The 22,281-nt window shown below is 45.4% G+C and carries 22 protein-coding genes; 6 read left to right on the top strand and 16 right to left on the bottom strand.

The window, feature by feature from the left end; all coding sequences use genetic code 11:
• Positions 1–218: 218 nt before the first annotated feature.
• From ptsP to AACR11_RS12770, 4 genes are all read left to right on the top strand, one after another.
• Positions 219–2,726 (top strand): phosphoenolpyruvate--protein phosphotransferase, encoded by a 2,508-nt coding sequence (gene ptsP / locus AACR11_RS12785; RefSeq protein ID WP_079324761.1) that lies wholly within the window; start codon positions 219–221, stop codon positions 2,724–2,726.
• Between the two features lie 68 nt (positions 2,727–2,794).
• Positions 2,795–3,835, top strand: a complete 1,041-nt coding sequence (locus AACR11_RS12780) for an oxidoreductase (protein WP_050908528.1) — start codon at positions 2,795–2,797, stop codon at positions 3,833–3,835.
• A gap of 1 nt (position 3,836) precedes the next feature.
• Positions 3,837–4,295: a heme-degrading domain-containing protein gene (locus tag AACR11_RS12775; RefSeq protein WP_017819045.1), complete on the top strand. Its 459-nt coding sequence runs from the start codon at positions 3,837–3,839 to the stop codon at positions 4,293–4,295.
• A gap of 85 nt (positions 4,296–4,380) precedes the next feature.
• Positions 4,381–5,358 (top strand): KpsF/GutQ family sugar-phosphate isomerase, encoded by a 978-nt coding sequence (locus AACR11_RS12770; protein WP_017819044.1) that lies wholly within the window; start codon positions 4,381–4,383, stop codon positions 5,356–5,358.
• Positions 5,359–5,430: 72 nt separating this feature from the next.
• On the opposite strand, the gene ybgF is transcribed toward AACR11_RS12770, so the two are convergent.
• The 16 genes from ybgF to aspS form a co-directional block, all read right to left on the bottom strand.
• Positions 5,431–6,186, bottom strand: a complete 756-nt coding sequence (gene ybgF, locus AACR11_RS12765) for a tol-pal system protein YbgF (protein WP_005450293.1) — start codon at positions 6,184–6,186, stop codon at positions 5,431–5,433.
• Between the two features lie 15 nt (positions 6,187–6,201).
• The gene (gene pal, locus AACR11_RS12760) at positions 6,202–6,723 is read right to left on the bottom strand and encodes a peptidoglycan-associated lipoprotein Pal (protein WP_005450296.1); all 522 of its coding nucleotides are present in this window, start codon (positions 6,721–6,723) and stop codon (positions 6,202–6,204) included.
• Positions 6,724–6,755: 32 nt separating this feature from the next.
• Positions 6,756–8,108, bottom strand: coding sequence for a Tol-Pal system beta propeller repeat protein TolB (tolB, locus tag AACR11_RS12755; RefSeq protein WP_009698274.1), 1,353 nt, complete (start codon positions 8,106–8,108; stop codon positions 6,756–6,758).
• Between the two features lie 16 nt (positions 8,109–8,124).
• Positions 8,125–9,189, bottom strand: a complete 1,065-nt coding sequence (gene tolA, locus AACR11_RS12750) for a cell envelope integrity protein TolA (protein WP_029789016.1) — start codon at positions 9,187–9,189, stop codon at positions 8,125–8,127.
• Positions 9,190–9,202: 13 nt separating this feature from the next.
• Entirely contained in the window at positions 9,203–9,646 is a 444-nt protein-coding gene (locus AACR11_RS12745) for an ExbD/TolR family protein (RefSeq protein WP_005450302.1), read from the bottom strand.
• 3 nt (positions 9,647–9,649) lie between these two features.
• Positions 9,650–10,348 carry a protein TolQ gene (gene tolQ / locus AACR11_RS12740; RefSeq protein ID WP_005450306.1) on the bottom strand — a complete coding sequence of 233 codons (699 nt, stop codon included), beginning with the start codon at positions 10,346–10,348 and terminating at the stop codon, positions 9,650–9,652.
• Positions 10,338–10,757, bottom strand: coding sequence for a tol-pal system-associated acyl-CoA thioesterase (ybgC, locus tag AACR11_RS12735; protein ID WP_029789015.1), 420 nt, complete (start codon positions 10,755–10,757; stop codon positions 10,338–10,340). The genes tolQ and ybgC overlap by 11 nt, the downstream gene beginning before the upstream one ends.
• A 171-nt stretch (positions 10,758–10,928) precedes the next feature.
• Positions 10,929–11,231 (bottom strand): cyd operon protein YbgE, encoded by a 303-nt coding sequence (gene ybgE, locus AACR11_RS12730; protein ID WP_017188312.1) that lies wholly within the window; start codon positions 11,229–11,231, stop codon positions 10,929–10,931.
• Entirely contained in the window at positions 11,224–11,331 is a 108-nt protein-coding gene (gene cydX, locus AACR11_RS12725) for a cytochrome bd-I oxidase subunit CydX (RefSeq protein WP_000270284.1), read from the bottom strand. The genes ybgE and cydX overlap by 8 nt, the downstream gene beginning before the upstream one ends.
• 12 nt (positions 11,332–11,343) lie before the next feature.
• Positions 11,344–12,480, bottom strand: coding sequence for a cytochrome d ubiquinol oxidase subunit II (cydB, locus tag AACR11_RS12720; protein ID WP_029789014.1), 1,137 nt, complete (start codon positions 12,478–12,480; stop codon positions 11,344–11,346).
• A 17-nt stretch (positions 12,481–12,497) separates the two neighbouring features.
• Positions 12,498–14,084: a cytochrome ubiquinol oxidase subunit I gene (gene cydA, locus AACR11_RS12715; RefSeq protein WP_005450312.1), complete on the bottom strand. Its 1,587-nt coding sequence runs from the start codon at positions 14,082–14,084 to the stop codon at positions 12,498–12,500.
• A gap of 461 nt (positions 14,085–14,545) precedes the next feature.
• Positions 14,546–15,550, bottom strand: coding sequence for a Holliday junction branch migration DNA helicase RuvB (gene ruvB / locus AACR11_RS12710; RefSeq protein ID WP_009698277.1), 1,005 nt, complete (start codon positions 15,548–15,550; stop codon positions 14,546–14,548).
• A 21-nt stretch (positions 15,551–15,571) separates the two neighbouring features.
• Positions 15,572–16,186, bottom strand: coding sequence for a Holliday junction branch migration protein RuvA (gene ruvA, locus AACR11_RS12705; protein ID WP_009698278.1), 615 nt, complete (start codon positions 16,184–16,186; stop codon positions 15,572–15,574).
• A 78-nt stretch (positions 16,187–16,264) separates the two neighbouring features.
• Positions 16,265–17,716: a methyl-accepting chemotaxis protein gene (locus tag AACR11_RS12700; protein WP_029789012.1), complete on the bottom strand. Its 1,452-nt coding sequence runs from the start codon at positions 17,714–17,716 to the stop codon at positions 16,265–16,267.
• 122 nt (positions 17,717–17,838) lie between these two features.
• The gene (ruvC, locus tag AACR11_RS12695) at positions 17,839–18,360 is read right to left on the bottom strand and encodes a crossover junction endodeoxyribonuclease RuvC (protein WP_005426231.1); all 522 of its coding nucleotides are present in this window, start codon (positions 18,358–18,360) and stop codon (positions 17,839–17,841) included.
• A gap of 100 nt (positions 18,361–18,460) precedes the next feature.
• On the bottom strand, positions 18,461–20,239 hold the full coding sequence (gene aspS / locus AACR11_RS12690) for an aspartate--tRNA ligase (protein WP_029789011.1): 1,779 nt from the start codon (positions 20,237–20,239) through the stop codon (positions 18,461–18,463).
• Positions 20,240–20,511: 272 nt separating this feature from the next.
• On the opposite strand from aspS, the gene AACR11_RS12685 reads away from it, so the two are divergent.
• Together AACR11_RS12685 and cmoA are read left to right on the top strand one after the other, a co-directional pair.
• Positions 20,512–21,378, top strand: a complete 867-nt coding sequence (locus tag AACR11_RS12685; RefSeq protein WP_029789010.1) for a DUF72 domain-containing protein — start codon at positions 20,512–20,514, stop codon at positions 21,376–21,378.
• A 104-nt stretch (positions 21,379–21,482) separates the two neighbouring features.
• Positions 21,483–22,220: a carboxy-S-adenosyl-L-methionine synthase CmoA gene (gene cmoA, locus AACR11_RS12680; protein WP_005426299.1), complete on the top strand. Its 738-nt coding sequence runs from the start codon at positions 21,483–21,485 to the stop codon at positions 22,218–22,220.
• Positions 22,221–22,281 lie beyond the last annotated feature (61 nt).

Raw genomic sequence — 22,281 nt, 5'->3', positions numbered from 1 at the left:
TACAGATGCTTATGTTACATAAAAAGTAAAAATCAAACCTAACCCATGTTTAAAGTCACATTTTTAACTATAAATTTGAGATATATCACAGTTAATTTTCAACCTAACAAAAATCCAGTTTTTCGTAGTTTTGTCCCATAGTTTGTACTGTCTATTTTGATATTGTGAATGCATAACGAAAGGCAGTGACCATTGCCAAAGTAAAAGGACAATATGAAATGAAATCTTTTTCTTTCTCTTGCGAACTTCCAAATGGAGTTCACGCTCGCCCAGCGAGTCATGTTGAAGCGGTTTGTAATAGCTTTGATTCTTCTATTACATGGCAAAACCAACGTACAGGGATGAGTGGAAATGCGAAAAGCGTACTCTCTCTAATTAGTACCGATACGCTGTTAGGTGATGAGTGCTTGATTACTATCGAAGGTCAAGATGAAGACAGCGCGTTGACGCAACTAAAACAGTTTATTACTAACGAGTTTCCTCATTGCGACGCCCCACTTGCTACAACGCCTCAAGAAGATGAAAACCTTGATCCTCTTCCAAGGAACTTTTCGAATTTAAATGTGGCTCATATTCGAGGTCGCAGTGTCAGCGAAGGTTTTGGTCAAGGCGTATTAAAGGCAATAGGAGCGATTAACTTTGATGCATTCACTGACTTACCACCAGCAAAATCTCTTAATGAAGAGCGTTCACAACTCAATTCGGGCTTGGAGGCTGTCGTTAAATCTCTGACGATTCAGTTGAACTCATCTGAACACACTGAAGGCGAAGTGCTCAAAGCACACCTATCAATCGCTAAAGATGAAGAGTTTAGACAAACCATCGCGAGCAACCTGGTTGAAGGACGAAGCAGTGCAGACGCGATTATTGCCACTGCTAAACACTTTGGTGAAGTTATGAAGAACTCATCGAGTGCTTATATGCGTGAACGTGAATTAGACATTCGTGATGTGTGCTACCAGCTACTGCAAAGCATTTATGGTGATGAACGTTTTGGCAGTCAAAACAAGCTCACACAGCCTACTGTTTGCTTAGCTGACGATCTTACCCCTAGTCAGTTTCTTGAGTTAGATAAGTCTCTCTTGAAAGGTTTAATCCTCTCTCATGGAGGAAATACTTCACACACCGTAATTTTGGCGCGCTCTTTCGCAATTCCGACGATTGTGGGGGTTGAAGGTTCTCGCCTAACTGATCTTCTAGACGAGGAAGTGATTGTTGATGGGACTCTCGGAATTGTGGTGACAGAGATAACCGAATCTGTGGAACGTTACTATATTCAAGAAAGAAAAGTGAAAGAAATTGTCTCTAGCCGACAAGCACAATTTCGTGATGTAGCAGCACAAACATCCGACGGAAAAGTTCTTGAAGTTGCAGCCAATATTGCTCACTCAGTAGAAGCGAAAGCCGCCTTCGCAAACGGCGCAGAAGCCGTCGGTTTGTTCCGCACAGAAATGCTTTATATGGATCGAACCTGCGCGCCAGATGAAGATGAGTTGTACAACATTTTCTGTCAAGCGTGTGACGCTGCAAATGGAAAATCCATCATCGTTCGAACTATTGATATAGGTGGTGATAAGCCTGTTGATTACTTGAATATTCCAGCAGAAAACAATCCATTCCTAGGCTACCGTGCGGTACGGATCTACCCCGAGTTTATTGAGATGTTCAAAACTCAATTGCGCGCCATCTTACGAGCTTCTGCTCATGGAAACCTCAAAATTATGATCCCTATGATTTCCTCTTTAGAAGAAATATTGTGGGTAAAAGATATTCTCGCTGAAGTGCGCCAAGAGCTACGTAAAGAAGCCCTTCCTTTTGCTGAAAAAGTTCCGTTAGGCATCATGTTAGAAGTTCCATCTGTCGCTTTCATCATTGATCAATGCTGCGAGGAAATAGACTTTTTCTCCATTGGATCCAACGACTTAACTCAATACCTAATGGCGGTGGATCGCGATAACGCTAAAGTGGCGGCTAGTTACAACAGCCTCAACCCTGCTTTTTTGCGCACTCTGGATCATGTGGTTCGCGAAGTTCATCGACACGGCAAATGGATTGGGCTATGTGGCGAACTTGGTGCCAAAGGCTCGGTACTCCCTCTACTTGTTGGTCTAGGTCTCGACGAAATAAGCATGAGCTCACCAAGTATTGCCGCAACCAAAGAGCGCATTGCGAAACTTGATAGCCGCGAATGTCGTCAACTGCTCAACAAAGCGATGCAATGTCGAACGATCCAAGAGGTTTCGCATGTGCTTGCTCAGTTCCGTATGACTCAGTCTGAAGCGCCAATGGTTTCTGCCGATTGTATTAGCCTGGATAGAGATCTACGAAACAAAGAGGAAGTGATCAAAACACTGTCAGACAATTTGTTCTTAACCGGTCGCTGCCGATACCCAAATAAACTGGCGGATGACTTATGGGCTCGAGAAGATGTCTTTTCTACTGGACTTGGCTTTGGCTTTGCGATTCCGCACACTAAGAGTGAACATATCGAGCAATCTGCGATCAGCGTATGCCGACTTGCAAAATCGATTGAATGGGGGGATGAAGAAGCACAATTTGTCATTATGCTCACTCTCAACAAACATGCTGCAGGCGATCAGCATATGAAGATTTTTTCCAAACTCGCGAGAAAGATAATGCACGCTGATTTCCGAGATCAGCTCATGACAGCAGAAACCTCATATCAGATTGAGGCTTTGCTAAAACAAGAACTTGAACTGAACTAAGCCTTCCCCCATTTTGCATTTTGGCAGTATCAACTTCTCCGGTGGTGCTGCCTTTTTTAGGATTGCCCATGACTCCAATTAAAACCGCCATTGTTGGTTTTGGCATTTCAGGTCAATGTTTCCAAGCTCCTATCATCAATTTCTGTAAAGAGTTAGATCTTGTTGCCGTTGTCTCAAGTAATGCACAAAAAGTTCATACTCAACTAACAGATGTAAAAGTTTATTCTGAGATTAACGAAATGCTTGCTGATGAAAGTATCGAGTTAGTCATTATCTCAACACCCAATAACCTTCATGTCCCTCAAGCCAAGCTTGCATTATCGGCGGGAAAACATGTAGTTATCGAGAAGCCTTTCTGCGTTTCAGTCCAAGAAGGCAAAGAACTAATCGCACTTGCTAAACAATCAGATCAACGAGTATCAGTCTACCAAAGCCGACGTTACGATGGGGATTTCAAGACTATTCAAGCACTCATTGAGCAAGGAAAACTTCCAGGCATTCATACCTTTTACTCAAGCTACAATCGCTTTCGTCCTGAAGTCAAAGACCGTTGGCGCGAACAAGCTTTACCTGGCTCCGGCATTCTCTACGACCTAGGAGCTCACCTCATTGATCAAGCATTGTGCCTATTTGGCAAACCGGAAAGCGTCACTGCAGTATTGAGAAATCAACGGTCGGGTTCCCAAGCTGTTGACCATTTCCATTTGATTCTCAATTACCCCACGCACGAGGTCATTTTGCATGGAAACTGTTTAAGTACAACCGAAGGACCAAGGTTCCAAATCTTTGCTAAAGATACGAGCCTGATTAAATATGGGATGGACACCCAAGAAGACTTTTTGCGGAATAAACAAGGTCCAGAAACATATGGTTGGGGTAAAGATCGACCAGAGTACTTCGCCACTATCACCAGTCATCAAGGGCAGGTTTCCACAATAGAGACTCAGATAGGTGGCTATGAAGCTTTCTATCAACAACTTGCGAAGTCGATTCGAAAAGGTGACGATTTACCTGTATCACTAGAGCAAGCACTAGACGTAATTCGTATCATAGAAGCAGCTTACTCAAGCTCACAACAGCAACGGACAATCAAACTTACTGAGGTGTAGCATGATCACAGACTTAGACTTACTACTCGCACAAGAAGACAGGCTTCAGTTCACCGAGTTCAACCCAAATATCGCATGGCAGCTAGGCAATCTAATTAAACAAAATGCAGAAAATAAAGGGGCAAGCGTTGCGATTGATATCACCTTGAACGGACATTGCCTATTTTCATATGCGATGCCTGGTACCTCTATCGACAACCAAGAATGGATAGCTCGAAAGCGTAATGTTGTGGTCAGATACCAACACAGCTCTTGGTATATGGGTCAGTACTTTAAAACTAAGGGGAAAAGCATAGAAGAAGCTTCTCTTGTGGATCCAAAACAATTTGCGCCGTTCGGAGGAAGCTTTCCTCTCTCTATAAGAAACGTCGGTGTTGTTGGTAGTATTTCCGTATCCGGGTTACCGCAGTACGAAGACCATTTGTTGGTGATAGAAACTCTTGAATCCTTCTTAGGCTAAATGACTTTCTTAACAGAAAACCATCAAGAGTTTTATTATTCTTCTCCTTCTCAGCATGAAATGTTTAATACGTTAGGAAATCAATATGCATAAGCAGCACTCCACGGAAGATATTTGCCAATTAGGACGCGGCGTTATTGAACAAGAGCTAGACCAAGCTCGGTTGCTACTCGACTCTCTGACCACTTCATTCGCAGAGGCTTGCAAAGCTATTCTCAATTGCGAAGGTAAGGTCATCATTACGGGCATCGGTAAGTCTGGTCATATCGGCAAAAAAATCGCAGCGACCTTTGCTTCAACGGGCTCACCGGCTTTCTTTGTTCACCCAGCAGAAGCACTACACGGTGACCTAGGGATGGCTCGCCAAGGCGACGTAGTTATTCTGATTTCTAACTCCGGTGAAGCCAATGAATTTAAAATGATGGTACCGCTTCTAAAGCGCCAAAAAATTACCACTATTGGCGTCACCGCAAATCTCAATAGTTTTTTAGCGAAAGAATGCGATATCACCTTAGACATCGCCGCTAAGAAGGAAGCATGCCCTCTTGGTCTAGCACCTACCGCAAGCGCCACCAACACCTTGTTATTGGGCGACGCTATCGGCATTACAGTGATGACGATGCGAGAATTTGATCAAAATGACTTTGCACTATCTCACCCTGCGGGATCACTTGGTAGCAGGCTATTAACCAATGTAGGACAACTGTTAGACGACCAACACAAAAGCGCACATTGCTCACCCAATGCGACATTACAAGACGCAGTAAGTGTAATGTGCCAAACAGGTTATGGGTTAATTGCAATAGCTGAACAAGGGAATTTAAGAGGAGTCTTCACGGATGGTGATTTGCGACGAGCGTTCGCAAAAGGTGTAACACCAAGTACTGCTATTAAGAGTTTGGTGAAACCGGGAGCAATCACGGTCCAGCATTCCAGCCTTTGCGTTGACGCCTTGGCGTTGATGAGTGAAAACGCCATTACTGCTCTCCCCGTATTAACCGAAGACGGAGTATTTGTAGGAGTAATTAACCAGCATACGATCCAAAAGGCAGGGATCTATTAGTAAATCCAAGCTTTGACGGGATTTTACTAGTACCAGAAATAGAAAAGGGAGCCTGAGCTCCCTTTTGTTGTTTTACTTCAGCTTAGAGCTAGCGACTTTCGCCGATGCACTGCCTGGGTACTCATCCACCACTTGCTGATAGTATTTCTTCGCTTGCGCTGCATTGTTGTTACGCTCAGCAATATCGCCTAGCTTGACTAATGCATCTGCACGCTTGTTGGAATCTTTGTAAGAAACCACGGCTGCAAAGCTCTTCACAGCTTCTTTATCCTGTTTCTTCGCGAAGTACAACTGACCTAGCCAGTAATGTGAGTTCGCAGAATATGTTGAATCAGGATAGTCCTTTTGGAACTGTTGGAATGCAGCGATAGCACCGGTGTAGTCGCGTTTTTTAAGGATCAAATCCACCGCGTCTTGGTAAGCCGTTTGTTCATCGGCATTCGATGTGTACTTACCACCCGTCTCTGCTGGTTTCGTTTCTTTAACAGGTGCGGCTTTCATTTCGCCACGCACTCGATCAAGCTCAACAAACAGCTCACGCTGACGTTTCAGCATTTGCTGCATCTCGTAGCTATTACGCTCTAACTGACCACGTAGATCACTGATCTCTTGTGACATTTGGTCAATTTGCTCTTGCATTTGAAGCTGAACGCGGTTGCGATTTTGCAGCAAGCGCTCTAAACGCTCGATGTCGGTTTCTGAAGAAGATCGAGTAGATACTGATGACGTGCTGTTGAGATCTGATACTGGAGCTGGTGCAGCGAACGCGAAGTTCGCTGCACTTGCCAGTAACGTAAGCGTAACAGCGCGCTTAGTGTTACTGAACATGAGGTTTACCTCGAATTAGTATACTAGAACCGCACGACGGTTCTTAGCGTAAACTTCTTCAGATTGACCTAGAAGAAGTGGCTTCTCTTCACCGTAGCTAACGATAGAGATTTGGTCAGCTTGTACACCTAGTGCTTGTAGGTAGTTTGATACTGCTTCTGCACGACGCTCGCCTAGTGCGATGTTGTACTCAGGAGTACCACGCTCATCAGCGTGACCTTCGATAGTTACTTTTAGAGCAGGGTTCTTGCTTAGGTAAGAAGCGTGAGCTGCTAGCATTTCTTCGTAATCACCTGCAATTGTTGAGTTATCAAATGCGAAGTAGATAGTTTGAGTTTCACGTAGCGCTTGCTCTTTTAGCTCTTGCTCCGTTAGCTGACCGTTTTGATCGATCGGAGTAACGACTGTTGTTTCTGCAGCACCAGTGTTTGTTTCTGCACCAGTGTTAGAAGCAGCGTCATCGCTTGAACTACATGCTGTCATAGCCATCACAGGAATCGCGATTAGTAGCCCTTTTAGAACCTTGTTCAGTTGCATCTTATTTTCCTTTATTAATCAATTTTTTCTTACTACAAAAACGGTGACCATGCGGGAGCTCTTACACGCCCATTTGTTGCCGGTAATCTAGCTTTAAATCGACCATCAATTGACACCATCGATAGTACGTTTTTCTTGTTGTAAATCGAGCTATAGATAACCATGCCACCATTTGGGGCAATGCTCGGAGACTCATCAAGCAACGTTTTTGTTAGCACCTGAAGAGCACCTGTTTCCAAATCTTGTTTAGCCAAGTTGAAGCCCGAATCACTGCGATTCACCATGACAAGGAATCGGCCGTCAGGAGTGATTTGTCCACCCAAGTTTTGACTGCCTTGCCAAGTCAAGCGGTTAGTTGAACCGCTGCCCAAATTTACTTGATAAATCTGAGGTTTACCACCCCTGTCTGATGTGAAAATCAGCGATTTGCCATCGGGGTGCCAGAACGGTTCCGTATTATTTGATCTGCCACGCGTAATTTGTGTCAGCTTACGTGTTTTTAGATCCAAGGTGTAAACCTGAAGTGAACCTGTCTTAGACAGTACCAAAGCAAGTTTACTGCCATCCGGCGAGAATCTTGGCGCACCATTATGACGAGGGTATGACGTTACCTTCTCACGCTCACCGGTATAGATGTTCATGATGAAGATTTCAGCCTGACCATTTTGGAAGCTCACGTACGCTAGCTTCTGGCCATCTGGTGACCATGCAGGAGACATAAGCGGTTGCTTAGAACGAAGTACCAAACGTTCGTTGTAACCATCGTAATCCGCAACGCGAAGTTGGTATGGGAAGCGATCTTTGTCATTTACAACAACGTAAGCAATACGCGTCATAAATGCACCGCGTTCGCCAGTAAGTTGCTCGTAAACAAGGTCAGAAATGCGGTGCGCGTATTCACGCATGCGTGGAGCTTCAACCGTTGCTACTTTATTGAAAAGAACATGATCTTTAGAAAGTACCAGCTCACCATCACCACCAAGAGCTTTACTCTGACCGCCCGTTAGTTGACCACGAACAACGTCCACTAATTGGTAGTTAACCACATAGTTACCTTGCTCGTTTTGCTTAATTGAACCAGTTAGCAGAGCATCAACGCCAAGGCCAGTCCACGCATCAAAGTTCACCTCTGATTCATTGAATGGAGTTTGTGGCATTTTGCTCGTTGGTACAGGGCTGAATTTACCACTGCGTTGCAAATCAGAAGCAATCACAGCTGAAATATCAGTTGGAAGAGGTTTACTGCCTTCCCATTTGAATGGAACAACAGCAATTGGTCGTGCTGAATCAATACCATCAGTAATCACCAGCTCTAGTGCAGCATGAGCCACACTCGTTAGACTGCCAAGCAGTACAAACATTCCTAGTAAAAGGCGTTTAATCACGTCTCAGTTCCTTAATTTAATAATCAACCGTTAAGTTAACATCACGAATTTTATCTATAATGGCGCGGTCTTTTGGCATAGGGAAATTACCAACTTGATTAACTGCGCTCTTTGCTGCGCTACATAAACGAGCATCACCACTGATAATTGAAACACTACTCACTACGCCATCTGTTCCTGTTGGCACAAGCTTAATGTTCAACCTACACGACTTTCCCACAAGATAGTCATCCTTGATGATACGACTTTCGATTAGCTGTTTATAGATCGCACCATAACGATCAGCTTCCGAATTAACATGCTGATTCTTTGCTTCTTGGTTAAGTTCAGATTCACTTTCTAGACCAGCAAAGATGTCATCCAACGCTGCTTCTTGCTCTTTACGCTCACGCTCTAATCGCTCAAGACGCTCTTTTTCTTTGCGCGCTTTTTCAGCTGCCTCTTTCGCGGCTTTTTCTTTCGCAATACGTTCTTGCTCTGCTTTTGCTGCGGCCTCACGTTCACGACGCGCTTTCTCTTCTGCTTCTTTCGCAGCTTTCTCGCGCGCTACACGCTCTTGTTCCGCTTTTGCTGCGGCAGCTTCTTTAGCAATGCGTTGCTGCTCAGCTTTACGTACAGCCTCTTCTTTGGCTTTACGTTCTTTTTCTGCTTTTGCTGCACGTTCTTTTTCTTTACGAGTGCGTTCTTCCTCTGCCTTACGCTCTTGCTCTTTCTTCTTACGAGCAGCTTCGGCTTCGCGAGCGGCTTTGGCATCTTTCGCCTGTTGCTCTTTCAGTTTACGAATATGTTCTTCTTCTGCTTTGCGATTTTTCTCAAGCTGCTCAGCTTCACGTCTCAACTTATCAAGACGGTCTTGCTCTTTCTTTGCAGCTTTTTCGCGTTGCTGACGAATCTCTTTCGCTTGCTGTTGAACAAGTTTAGGGTCAATGACCACTGCCTGCACCATTTGCCCCGTAGGTTCCGGCTTAGACATTGTGAAATCTGTACCCCAAAGCAGAGCAACGACTAACAGCGCATGCAAACCAACCGATATCGCTATCGGCTTGGTGTATTCTTTGCGTTTCTTCTTGTTGTCTTTCATAGATGTACGATGTCTATTCCTTGATATCGGTCATCAGACCCACTTTTGGGATGCCTGCACGACTTAACTCGTCAAGCAAAAGTACAACGTCAGCATATGGCGTCGCCGCATCGCCGCCCACCGCAACAGGTGAATCTGGCTTGATAGAGCGTTCTGCTTTCACTCGTACAATCACGTCTTGTAGTGATAGACCGCGCTGAACCTCTTCGTCATTCACGCTCAGACCTAAATTACCGTCGCGATCAATTTCAATGATGATAAAGCTGCTGTCTGTATCACCCGCTATATCTTGCATCGATTCAGCTGTCGATGTTTGTGGAAGATCTACATCAACACCTTGGGTGACAAATGGAGCGGTTGCCATAAAAATGATCAGCAATACGAGCATGACGTCGATATATGGCACGACGTTGATCTCTGCTGTCATTTTACGCTTTTTAGGTTGGTAACCCGCCATGCCTTATTCCTTACTTGCGCTGTCTCTACCCGCCATCGCTTGACGGTGCAGGATGCTGTGGAATTCTTCAGAGAAAGTCGCGTAAGTGTGCTCTAACTTACTTACTTTGTTGCTTAGACGGTTGTAAGCCATTACTGCTGGAATAGCGGCAAATAGACCCATAGCAGTTGCAATCAGTGCTTCTGCAATACCAGGAGCCACCATAGAAAGTGTCGCCTGCTTCACTTCACCTAGTGCAATAAAGGCGTGCATGATGCCCCAAACAGTACCAAATAGACCAATGTACGGGCTAATTGAACCAACTGTGGCAAGAAATGGTAGGCTCGTTTCCAGTTCATCGACTTCACGAGCAACGGAGACACGCATCGCACGACCCGTACCTTCCATGATGTAAGCTGGAGAATTCGCATTGCTTTTGCGTAGACGTGCAAACTCTGTAAAACCTGCGTAGAAGATTTCTTCTGTGCCAGTAATGTCATCTTTACGGGCTTTTACCTTTTGGTAAAGCTGAGAAAGATCAGTACCTGACCAGAATTTGTCTTCAAATGACTCGGCATCTTTCGATGCTTGAGACAACACTTTGCTGCGCTTGATGATCATTGCCCAAGATGCGACAGACATACCGAGTAGTGTCAACATCACAAGCTTTACCAACAGACTGGCCTGAAGAAAGAGATCTAAAATGGAAATATCAGCAGTCACTATTTGTTAGCTCCGAATTGATAAAAGATGGGATAGCTATTGGTTTCATTATCTTATTATCGATACATGCTACCTTAACAATTGTCTTGCACAATGTTTTGCCTTCATCATTGACTAACTCTTGACAGAATTGCAGAGACGCACGTTTTATTTCTGACACTCGGGTAAGAACGGTCAAATGCTCGTCCAATCTAGCCCCTTGGTTGAAATCGATATCCATGTGTCGGACAACGAAACCTATATTTTGTTCCAACAACAGATTTTGAGAAATGCCTTTTGCACGCAATAACTCAGTACGCGCACGTTCAAAGAATTTTAAATAATTTGAGTGATAGACGACGCCGCCCGCATCAGTGTCTTCGTAATACACCGTGATTGGCCAGCGGAAGGAATTTGATGTGCCTTGCAAGGGAGTACCAATATATTCAATTCTTTAAAGCAATTACTATAACTGAAGCGACAGCAATTGGTACTGAGCTAAGGGAATATTTTTGAAATTTGTAGAAAAAATAAAAGCCAGACTATGAGTCTGGCTTTTATTCGATGATTTAGTAACCGACTTTATTTCAGTCTGTAACGCTTACATGAAATACAGTGCAGTTAGATAAATTAAGATAGCGAGCGAGAAATAAGGACTGAACAGCACCTGCCAGTACCAATTTCTTGGCTTGAAGCCCACACCATATACCATGCTTGAGCACACTGCCCAAATCAGCGCTGGTGCGATAAACGCATTAAAGCCACCAATTTCTCGATGGTATGCGTTCGGATCCCACATCACCAACCCTACATGCATAAAGCCGAGGATTAAGGCCAAGACTCTCAGCAGAGTCTTGTCCATTGGTGCGTGAAGTTTCGCTACCTTGTCAGCGAGATTACTCACTGTCTTTATCCATCATTTCTGAGTGCTCTAACCAAAGAGCGTTGATGATACCGAATGCACAAGCAAGTAGTACACCTAGAATCCATGCGAAATACCACATAGTAATAGCTCCTTAGTATAGTGAGTTTTTGTTTTCTTCGATGAACTGGTCATCCAAGCGGCCGAACATCTTGTAGTAAGTCCAAGACGTGTAAGCAAGGATGATAGGAACCATAACAAACGCTACGCCTGTCATTAGGTTCAGAGTCAGTTCAGATGAAGTTGCATCCCACATTGTTAGACTTTGGCTCGGCATTAGGTCTGAAGGCATTACGAATGGGAACATTGCAATACCAGCAGTAAAGATAACACCAGCGTTACCAAGACTTGAAGTTAAGAACGCGATACCACACTTCTCTAGGCGAGATGCCAATACAGCTAGTAGCGGCATAGCAACACCCAGTACAGGTGCAACCCACAGTTCTGGGTATCGTTCAAAGTTGTTCATCCACGCACCAGCTTCACGGATAACCTCTTTGTTTAGAGGGTTAGAAGCTGCTGCTGTGTCGATACCACCTACGATAACGTAGCCTTCGATGCTTTGGATCCAGAAACCAGCAACCACAAATGCAATCACAGTTAGTAGACCTGTTAGCTGAGCCACATTACGAGCACGAGTATGTACTTCGCCAGTTGTCTTCATTTGAAGCCAAGTTGCACCTTGCATCAGGATCATGAACAAGCTTACTAGACCACATAACAGAGCAAATGGGTTTAGTAGACCAAAGAATGAACCGTGGTACGTTGGCATTAGGAATTCGTTCAACTGGAATGGAACACCTTGTAGAAGGTTACCAAACGCTACACCAAAGATGATTGGTGGAACGAAGCCACTGATTGAGATACAGATATCCCAAGTGTTACGCCATTTTGGATCTTCGATTTTTGAGCGGTAATCAAGACCAATCGGACGTAGCCAAAGTGCCGCTAGAGTTAGGATCATCGCTAGGTAGAAACCAGAAAACGATGTCGCGTAAACCAAAGGCCATGCTGCGAACAATGCACCACCAGCAGTGATAAGCCAAACTTGGTTACCATCCCAGTGCGGAGCGATTGAGTTAATCATTACACGACGTTGTGTGTCGTTTTTACCGATAACAGGTACAAGCGCGCCTACACCCATATCGAAACCGTCAGTAATAGCGAAACCAACTAGTAGAACACCGATCAGTACCCACCAGATGAATCGCAAGATTTCGTAATCAAACATCTTGTTGTCTCCTTACCTTACGCTTCTACTTGGCGGCTAACTTTGTCTTCAACAGAGTCAGCGTTTTGCTCGAAGTGGTAGCGACCAGTTTTCAGGCTGCTTGGACCTTTACGAGCGAATTTCACCATTAGGTATACTTCTGCAATTAGGAATGCAGTGTACAGCGCTAGGATTGCAAATAGTGAAGTCCAGATTTCACCTGCTGTTAGTGCTGAAGCCGCAACGTGTACCGGTAGGATTTCACCTACTGCCCACGGTTGACGACCGTACTCAGCAACAAACCAACCTGCTTCGATCGCAATCCATGGAAGTGGAATGCTGAACAATGCAGCTTTAAGAATCCATGGTTTCTGTTCGATCTTCTGACGACATGTTTGGATAAATGATGCACCAAATACGAATAACATGATGAAGCCACACGCAACCATGATACGGAATGACCAGAATAGCGGCCATACTGTTGGGATTGAGTCATCTGCAGCAGCTTGGATTTGGTCTTCTGTCGCGTCAACAACGTTTTCTGTGTAACGTTTTAGAAGTAGACCATAACCTAGGTCACCCTTCACTTCGTCAAACGCAGTCATGTTTGCTTCAGACTTGTCGCCTGCACGCAGTTTTTCAAGCAATTCATATGCGTACATACCAGTACGGATACGGTCAACGTGCTCTTCACGTAAGTCGTGTAGACCTGTGACTTGCTCGTCAAATGAACGTGTCGCGATGATACCCATAACGTAAGGGATCTTAATTGCGTAATCGGTGTTCATTGTTTCTTGGTTTGGTAAACCGAACAGTGTGAACGCCGCTGGTGCTGGTTCTGTGTGCCACTCAGCTTCGACTGCTGCAAGCTTCACTTTTTGAACTTCACCAAGCTCGTAACCAGATTCATCACCTAGCACGATTGTAGACAGGATTGCTGCCATACCGAAAGAAGCTGCGATAGCAAACGAACGACGAGCGAACGCCACATCACGACCTTTCAATAGGTAGTAAGAACTGATGCCTAGAACGAACATTGCACCACACGTGTAACCAGATGCTACTGTGTGTACAAATTTAACTTGCGCTACAGGGTTTAGTACAACGTCTGCGAAGCTCACCATTTCCATACGCATGGTTTCAAAGTTGAACTCAGCGCCAACTGGGTTTTGCATCCAGCCGTTCGCAATAAGAATCCAAAGTGCAGAGAAGTTAGAACCCAGAGCAACCAACCAGGTTACCGCTAAGTGTTGACGTTTAGATAGACGATCCCACCCGAAGAAGAATAGACCAACAAAAGTTGACTCCAGGAAGAAAGCAACCAGTGCTTCGATCGCCAGTGGTGCACCGAAGATGTCACCTACATAGTGGGAGTAGTAAGACCAGTTCGTACCAAACTGGAACTCCATGGTAAGGCCGGTAGCCACACCAAGTGCAAAGTTAATACCGAACAGCTTACCCCAGAACTTGGTCATGTCCTTGTAGATTTGCTTGTTCGTCATTACGTACATCGATTCCATAATGGCCAAAAGGAAGGCCATACCAAGAGTCAATGGTACGAATAGGAAGTGATACATCGCTGTCAGTGCAAACTGCAACCGCGACAGATCAACTACGTCAATCATGGTAACTCCTATGTGTCGGCTGAATGACACTCTCTACATATTGCAATCCATACACAAGTGTTATTCACACTTGAAAAATGTTGAATTATCACAACGCTTTGTTGCAAAAATGTGCTTCATTGGTTAGTTAATTGTTAAGCATCAGCTAATATAGCTGGGTCTAATATTACTTGTAAAAACAGTTTGTTTCAAAAGGTTTATGGCGGGAAACCGCTTTGATATACATCAATCTTTATGCGCTGATTTTGCACAAAAATCCATCACATTGATCCAGATCAATCGATATTCGATGAGTATGTTAATAGAGAGTAATCAGGAGAGAAAATAATCAGTTAGGCAAGAACATAGAGTTAACAATCTATAAGTTTCTATTACCTATTTAGTATTAGAAGAGATTTAATAAATGAGAGGTTGGTCAACATTGGTGAAACGCTGAGCGCTAAGCGCCCAGCGATGGAATCTTATTTTTCAATTCCGAAATGCAGATAAGCGCGATCTGTAGCAATTCTACCACGGGGAGTGCGTTGCAAGTAGCCTTGTTGGATTAGATATGGCTCAAGAACGTCTTCAATGGTGTCTTTCTCTTCGCCAATCGCGGCTGCCATGTTGTCTAAACCGACAGGTCCACCACCAAATTTCTCCATGATCGCAAGCAACAGCTTACGGTCCATGTAATCAAAGCCTTCTGCATCCACATCAAGCATGTTCAGCGCTTTGTCTGCTGTATCAGCACATATATGACCATTACCTTTCACTTCGGCATAGTCACGAACACGGCGCAATAGTCGGTTAGCAATACGTGGTGTACCACGAGCACGGCGAGCGACTTCCAATGCACCTTCTGATTCCATCGATAAGCCCAAGCAATCGGCACTGCGCTGAACGATATCTTGCAGGTCTTTTACTTTATAGTACTCAAGGCGCTGCGTAATACCGAAACGGTCACGAAGTGGCGAAGTCAGAGAACCTGCACGCGTCGTTGCACCGATCAAAGTGAAAGGTGGCAAATCAATTTTGATAGAGCGTGCTGCAGGACCTTCACCAATCATGATGTCCAACTGGTAATCCTCCATTGCTGGATACAACACCTCTTCAACCATCGGGCTTAAGCGGTGAATCTCATCAATGAACAGTACATCGTTTTCTTCTAAATTAGTCAGCAGCGCCGCCAAGTCTCCTGCTTTCTCAAGCACTGGGCCAGAAGTGGTTCGAATGTTCACTTCCATCTCATTGGCGACGATATTCGCAAGCGTGGTTTTACCCAAGCCCGGAGGACCAAAAATCAAAAGGTGGTCAAGCGCTTCATTTCGCAATTGAGCAGCTTTGATGAAAATCTCCATCTGATCACGAACGTGATCCTGACCTTGGTAATCTGCCAGTTTTTTAGGACGAATCGCACGGTCGATGACATCTTCATCACGAAACGAAGGATTTTCTGGAGCGATTAAACGATCGGCTTCAATCATATTGTTCCCTTGGGCTTTCCGTTACACCATTGATTTTAGTGCTTCACGGATCAGTTGCTCACTGGTCATATCCGGTTTAGCGATCTGAGAAACCACTTTCGACGCTTGAGTCGGCTTGTAGCCCAGAGCAAGGAGCGCACTGATTGCCTCTTCTTCTGCGTTATTAGAACCCGCAGAGCCAGAGTCCGCAGGTGCTGCATCCGTAAATGGCGTAAACAGATCGCCAGCACCCCACCCTTTCAGGCGGTCTTTCATTTCTACAACTAGGCGTTCAGCAGTCTTCTTGCCAACACCTGGTAGCTTCACCAGCGTTGAAATGTCTTCACGCTCAACGCAAGAAACGAATTGGCTCGCTGTCATACCAGAAAGGATACCTAGACCTAGCTTAGGCCCAACACCGTTCGCTTTGATCACTTCACGGAAAAGCGCACGCTCTTTTACTGTGTTGAAACCGTAAAGCAATTGTGCGTCTTCACGCACAACAAAGTGAGTATAAATAATGGCTTCTTCACCGACATTTGGCAGTTCGTAGAAACAGCTCATTGGCATCTGAACTTCATAACCAATGCCATTAACTTCAATTAAAACTTCAGGTGGTTGCTTTTCAAGCAGAGTGCCGCGAAGACGTCCAATCACTATAAATACTCTTTGGAAATGAATTTGCGACAGGATAATAAAGAACTGGATAGACATCCAGTCCTTTATGCGGTGGGGTTAGATTTTTGAGACAACTTGATCAAGCTGTTGAGTCAGATTGCGCACCGCGACCACTTGCCCGTTCAGTTCGCTGCCGTATTGCGCGACAGTTTCGGCAATGATTTTGGTGTTCACTACGCCGTTAGCAACTTCACTGCTGGCTTCATCTAACTCTTTTAAAGCCGTCATTTGCGTCGCCATGATGCCAGACAGACTCTGCACATCGTGAGAGATGGTGGTAACTTGCTGAATAATGGTGTTCATTCGCTCTGTACTCGATGTCACAACGCTTTGACCATGCTTCACTTCTTGCTCACTGCGATCAAGCAAGTTCCGAATTTCCACCGCCGACTGACTGCTCTTAGCTGAAAGCTCTCGCACTTGGTCCGCAACGACCGCAAAACCTCTGCCCTGCTCACCCGCTCTCGCCGCTTCAATAGCGGCATTCAGAGCGAGCAAGTTGGTTTGTTCCGCAACCGACGTAATCAAGTCCGCCACTTTCATGATGTCTTCATGGCTGGTAATGATCTGGCTGATCGCTTGGGTAGAGTCCTCCAATAATTCCGAGCTTTTCTCAGCTTGTTGATGAACGCCCTCACTCTTCTCGCGCAGCTCTTCGACAAACTTGCTGGACTCTTCAATCCCAGTCGTCATGTGATGCACTTGCTGACTCATTTGCTCGGCTGCACTGGCTTGGGATTCACTATTTACATTAAGGGCATTCACCTGAGCATCCAATTGCGATGATTGCTCATCCAGCACTTGCGAGACTTGTTTCAACTCACTTGAGTTTTGATTCGCCTGTTCTAGCACCTCTGCTAAACGTAGCTCCCCTTCTGTCGCCTTTTGTGCCACCAACTCACTTTCTGCTTTAGCTTTCTCTGCACTTTCAATCGCGATGTCTCGCTGCTTGGCGGTAAAGGCTTGCGCAATACAAATCACCACCAGCGGTAACACGGTACCTGACCATATCTCCACACGCTGCGCCGATTCAGACAACACGAGTTGGGGAAAACCAAAACCAGACACATGCTGATACGTCATTACCGCAGAAAGCACTATTACTAACGCGCTCCAAGAGATCGCCATGATACGAGTGCCAGATAAAAAGAAAGCGACGACTAACAAAGGCACCCAGTAAGTTTGGGTAGAATCGACCACGCCACCACTTTGATAGATGATGTTGAGTGCATGCACTGACATGCCAACAAAACCAAGATTGAGCGACAATGCTGGTTGTTTGAACCATCTCAGGCTGAAGGCGGATATTAGTTCGAGTGCGATTAAGAGTACTGAGGTGAAAATTAGGCTTTCATGTCCATGTTTGGACCATTTGATCAGGCTGTAGATACCGACGAGGAAAGCGATGAAGGTAAATAGAGAGAGGATGTCTGCTTGACGTTGTTGAGTTCTTGTCCATTGAGTTTGGCGCGGCATAAATGCACTGCGCCACAGCGTGGCTGGATTCATGTTCAATCTTCCTTGATTGATTCCTTGTTAGACCTCTGACCACTATATTTTTGTAACATTTTCTCAACAAATCCAATCCATAAATCTGTCTGAGATGTCTCATTTTTAATACGAGAATACGCCTAACGGTAACGACCTTTTCTTGCACTGGTTGCTTTGCCTGCGAGCGCCACTAGTGTCTTATTGGTGTTAGCGTGACAAATGGCAACACCCAACGCATCGGCGGCATCGGCTTGAGGCTTGGCTGGCAATTTAAGCATGTGTTGAACCATATGTTGAACCTGAACTTTGTCTGCGCCACCAGTGCCTGTTACCGCTTGTTTAATGAGACGAGCCGCGTACTCATGCACCGGAAGATCCGCATTCACAGCCGCCACAATTGCACTACCACGCGCCTGTCCTAGCTTTAATGCAGAATCAGCGTTTTTCGCCATAAACACTTGTTCGATAGCAAATACATCTGGTTGAAACTGGGTGATGATTTCCGTCACGCCTGCGTAGATTTGCTTGAGACGACCTGGCAACTCTTTTTCAGAAGTGCGAATACAGCCGCTGCCTAGATATTGCAGATGACGACCTTGCTGGCGAATCACGCCGTAACCGGTAATACGAGAGCCTGGGTCAATACCCAAAATAATTGACATGAAGACTCCTAATCAATAACTCACTGTAAGTATGAGAATAGTTGCCATTAAAACAAAAACTCCCGCGGGTGCGGGAGTTTTTTCTTTAATTGTTGTGCGCTTATTCTGCGTCTTTTTCTTTCGCAACTGTTACTGCAATCGCTAGCTCTTCTAGAGCCGCTGGGTTTGCAAGGCTTGGAGCGTCTGTTAGTAGACACGCCGCCGCAGTTGTTTTAGGGAACGCGATAACGTCACGGATGTTCTCTGTACCACATAGCAGCATCACTAGACGGTCTAGACCGAATGCAAGACCTGCGTGTGGAGGCGTACCGAATTTTAGCGCGTCCAGTAGGAAGCCGAATTTCAGTTGTTGCTCTTCTGCATCGATACCTAGGATATCGAATACCGCTGCTTGCATTTCTGCGTTGTGGATACGTACAGAACCACCGCCTACTTCGTAGCCGTTTAGAACCATGTCGTATGCGTTTGAGTTCGCTACTGCTGGGTTCGCTTTTAGCTCTTCCGCAGTCACACCTAGAGGTGATGTGAATGGGTGGTGCATTGCGTGTAGGTTGCCTTCGTCGTCTTCTTCGAACATTGGGAAGTCAACAACCCATAGCGGAGCCCAAGTGCCTTCTTTAGTTAGACCTAGGTCTTTACCAAGTTTAAGACGAAGTGCACCCAGTGCTTCAGCAACGATGTTAGCTTTGTCTGCACCAAATAGGATGATGTCGCCAGATTCCGCTTGAGTGCGATCTAGGATACCGTTGATCACGTCTTCGTTTAGGAATTTAGCTACAGGAGATTGGATACCTTCCATGCCTGCTGCACGGTCGTTAACCTTCATCCATGCTAGACCTTTCGCACCGTAGATACCTACGAATTCTGCGTAGCCGTCGATTTGCTTACGAGTAAGCTCAGCACCACCTGGAACACGGATAACTGCAACGCGACCTTTCTCGTCGTTTGCTGGACCAGAGAATACTTTGAACTCAACGTCTTTTACTAGGTCAGCAACGTCTACTAGCTCTAGCGGGTTACGTAGGTCTGGCTTGTCAGAACCGAAACGACGAATCGCTTCGCTGAACGGCATTACTGGGAATTCACCTAGGTCAACGTTCAGTAGCTCTTGCCACATTTCACGAACCATTTTCTCAGTCGTTGCACGAACTTGATCAGCCGTCATGAATGACGTTTCGATATCAATCTGAGTGAATTCTGGTTGACGGTCAGCACGCAAGTCTTCATCACGGAAACACTTAACGATTTGGTAGTAACGGTCAAAACCAGACATCATTAGAAGCTGTTTGAATAGCTGTGGAGACTGAGGAAGCGCGTAGAAGCTGCCTTTGTGAACACGGCTAGGTACTAGGTAGTCACGAGCGCCTTCTGGTGTCGCTTTTGTTAGTACTGGTGTTTCGATATCTAGGAAGCCGTTGTCATCTAGGAAACGACGAACAAAGCTAGACGCTTTAGCACGTAGCTTGATGCGGTCGCTCATTTCTGGACGACGTAGATCTAGGTAACGGTACTTCAGACGTTGCTCTTCAGAGTTCTTTTGGTTGAAGTCTAGAGGCAGAACATCAGAACGGTTGATGATTTCAAGACCTTTCGCAAGGATCTCAACTTCACCTGTTGCCATGTCTTTGTTTACTTGGCTGTCTGGACGAACGCGAACTTCACCAGTTAGCTTGATACAGAATTCATTACGAAGTGTGTTAGCCACTTCATACGCATCTGCCATATCTGGATCAACAACTACCTGAACGATACCTTCGCGATCTCGCATATCGATAAAAATAAGACCGCCTAAATCACGACGACGGTTAACCCAGCCGCAAAGTTCTACAGTTTGTCCTGCAAGGGACTTGTTCAGGTGACCACAGTAATGGGTACGCATAATGAAATTCCCAATCTCTCAAATATTGTTAACTACGCTCTGTCAGCCTCATTGCCGAGCAGAGTAAAGATCCATTTATACGCTGAAAGCCTATGAAAATCGACTACTCAACATACAATTAAGTGTGTTTTATCATTCATTGGTGGTTTTTAGTACAACAAATGTTCAAAAGCGCACCAAAGCGAAAAAATTGGTGGGGATTATAGCGTGAAATTACCCATTTCAGCAAAACTCTCGTAAAGTGGGCTCAGGAAAAAACGTAAAGCAGAGATATGGATAATTTACCCCTTCGACTTGGATTGACCATGTGGTCGCACAACCAGTGGCAGCAAAGCTTTTATGGCAGTGGCACCAAACCCGCAGAGCGACTCGAAAAGTACGCGCAGGTGTTCCACACCGTAGAAGGCAACACCACCTTTTACGCCACACCGACGCTCAACACGGTGCAAAACTGGAAAGCCGCGACTCACGACGATTTCAAATTCACCTTTAAGTTGCCAAAAGCCATTACTCACGAACAGATGCTCAGAGGTTGCGACGAGCAGCTACGTGACTTTATGACCATCATGGAACCACTTCATGAACGCGTTGGGCAATGGACGATTCAGCTCCCTGCTGCATTTGGTCCAGAACACCTCGATAGATTAAAGAAGTTCTGTGCCAGCTTTCCGCCGAATTTCCCGCTTGGGGTGGAAGTTCGTCACATGGCGTTTTTCTCCAAAGGTGAAGAAGAACGTGCGTTGAATCAGTGGCTGTTAGAGAGCGGCATCGACCGCATTATTATGGACAGCCGCCCTGTATTCGCCGCGCAGCCGACGACTGAAGCGGTAATCGATGCCCACCAGAAAAAGCCTCGCGTTCCGGTTCATGCAATCGCAACCGCCAAGCACCCAATGATACGTTTTATCGGTCATCCCGACATGGACGACAACCTGCGCTTTTTCGAACCTTGGTTGAAGAAACTGCCGATGTGGATTGAACAAGGCATTCAACCGTACTTGATGATCCACACGCCAGATAACGTCTTAGCGCCAGAACTGGCTGAAAAGCTATATAAGCAGCTACAACTTAAGCTCTCACTGCCAAATTTGTCTGTATTTCCTGCCAACGATGGCAACTCGCAAATACAAATGTTTTAGACAAGCTTATAATTAAGCAAATGACAGAGGCGCGAATTTCCCATAAAATACGCGCCTTTTTTGATGCCTGACATTTCAGGCGGCTTGTATGCAGAGATTTGGTTATGAACCCTAAGAGCAATCCAGATACTATTTTTTCGGCTCCAATCGATAAAATTGGGGATTTCACGTTCGATGAACGCGTGGCGGAAGTTTTCCCTGACATGATTCAGCGATCGGTGCCGGGTTACAGCAACATCATTTCTGCAATTGGTATGTTAGCAGAGCGTTTTGTTAAGCCTCACTCAAACATCTACGACCTAGGTTGTTCTTTGGGTGCTGCTACGCTGTCTATGCGTCGTCATATCAAACAAGAAGGTTGCCAAATCATTGCCGTGGACAACTCTCCTGCGATGGTTGAACGCTGTAAGCTTCACGTCAACGCATACCGCAGTGATACACCAGTTGATGTCGTCGAAGCGGACATTCGTAATATCGAAATCGAAAACGCATCTGTGGTGGTATTGAACTTCACACTGCAATTCCTTTCTCCAGAAGATCGCTATGCTCTACTAGAGAAAATCTACGCAGGTCTGCGCCCAGGCGGCATTTTGATTCTGTCTGAAAAGTTCGTGTTTGAAGATGAAGTGTCTAACGAGTTGTTGATTGACCTTCACCACGACTTTAAACGTGCAAATGGCTATAGCGAACTTGAGATCAGCCAAAAGCGCAGCGCAATTGAAAACGTGATGCGCCCTGATTCAAAGAAAGATCATAAAGAGCGTTTCGCAGAAATTGGTTTCTCAAGCTACGACGTTTGGTTCCAGTGCTTTAACTTCGGTTCAATGTTTGCGATTAAATAGCGAGAAGCGAGAAGCGAGAAGCGAGAAGCGAGAAGCGAGAAGCGAGAAAGTCTTAACGTTT

This window comes from Vibrio sp. L85 (assembly GCF_963871815.1).
Lineage (GTDB): Bacteria > Pseudomonadota > Gammaproteobacteria > Enterobacterales > Vibrionaceae > Vibrio > Vibrio harveyi.
The sequence above is the reverse complement of the archived record's forward strand: the minus strand, read 5'-3'. Positions and strand labels throughout refer to the sequence as shown.